Origin of the sequence: Novosphingobium sp. KN65.2, assembly GCF_001368935.1 — a bacterium.
GTDB classification, from domain to species: domain Bacteria; phylum Pseudomonadota; class Alphaproteobacteria; order Sphingomonadales; family Sphingomonadaceae; genus Novosphingobium; species Novosphingobium mathurense.
The window spans coordinates 1-974 of sequence record NZ_CCBH010000107.1 but is presented as its reverse complement, the minus strand read 5'-3'; the positions used below and the strand labels follow the sequence as shown (position 1 = coordinate 974).

The window sequence follows — 974 nt, the reverse complement described above, 5'->3', positions numbered from 1 at the left end:
CTACTTTCGGATCGGGCTCTTAGATCACTGGCCGCTCATCGTAGAAATCTACTTGCATCTTCATGGCGCCAAGAGGTGTCACGAAGTGTGGTTGCTCAGGGAGGATCAAGCCTGGCCTGCCGGGTGTGAGGATGATCTCGGAGCAAGGGTCGAGATAGGTCAGCTTGAGTTCGCCCTCGAAAACCCGGACCAGTCCCCACACGCCCGCCTTGGTGTCGTGACGCGAGCGCAAGGCCGTGGGCAGCGTATCCTGATCAAAGACGGGAGTGGACCGATAGGGGCGAGTGTCCGTCATTGTCAGGCGGCCGCGCGGGTGTTGTCGTCACGGACCTGATAGGCAGCATAATAGAGGACCGGGTTCTTGCTCATGGAAGGACCTTCCCATGATCATGGTCCGTAATTCGAGCGGGCCTGGGGCTGGTTTTTCGTTCCAAGCTGAAGAACATCGCAAGCTGCAGGCTTTCTGCAATGCGAGCGGCCTTAGCCTGTAGGGCGTGGGCCGCCTCCGGTTCCATCAGTTCCTGGGTGGTCCGGTTCCAGAGACCGAGCCAGCGATCGAATAGCTGCGGTGAGATCCGCTCCCTGTGCTTCAGGTGCGCAGGAACAGGCTGGCCCTTGTAGCGGCCACTCGTCAGCATCACCGACGACCAAAACGCGGTCAGCTTATCAAGATGTTCGGGCCAGTTACTAATGGCATCGTTGAAAATGGGGCCCAGTTCGGCGTCTGCGCGCACTCGGGCGTAGAATGCATCAACGAGCCGGGAGAGGCCTGCTTCGTTGAGTTTTGCAGTGCTGTCCACGACTCACTCCAATCATGCATTAGAGATGCATCTATACTGCAGCTTTGAAAGATGCAACATAAATGCATATATTGACGCGCAGATGATCGCATGCGGCGGAGGCCCACTTGAAGCTCACTCGGTTCACTGACTATGCGAGTACGCATCCGATAGGGGCCGCCTTGCCCGGACGTT

The 974-nt window shown here is 57.7% G+C and carries 2 protein-coding genes; both read right to left on the bottom strand.

The window, feature by feature from the left end:
* Positions 1–19: 19 nt before the first annotated feature.
* Positions 20–295, bottom strand: a complete 276-nt coding sequence (locus SPHV1_RS03990) for a DUF1971 domain-containing protein (protein ID WP_054944767.1) — start codon at positions 293–295, stop codon at positions 20–22.
* 70 nt (positions 296–365) lie between these two features.
* Positions 366–800: a group III truncated hemoglobin gene (locus SPHV1_RS03985; protein WP_054944766.1), complete on the bottom strand. Its 435-nt coding sequence runs from the start codon at positions 798–800 to the stop codon at positions 366–368.
* Between the last annotated feature and the right edge of the window lie 174 nt (positions 801–974).

Coding starts and splice junctions, on each gene's coding strand:
- SPHV1_RS03990 (WP_054944767.1), bottom strand. CDS start 295: ATGACGGACACTCGCCCCTATCGGTCCACTCCCGTCTTTGATCAGGAT.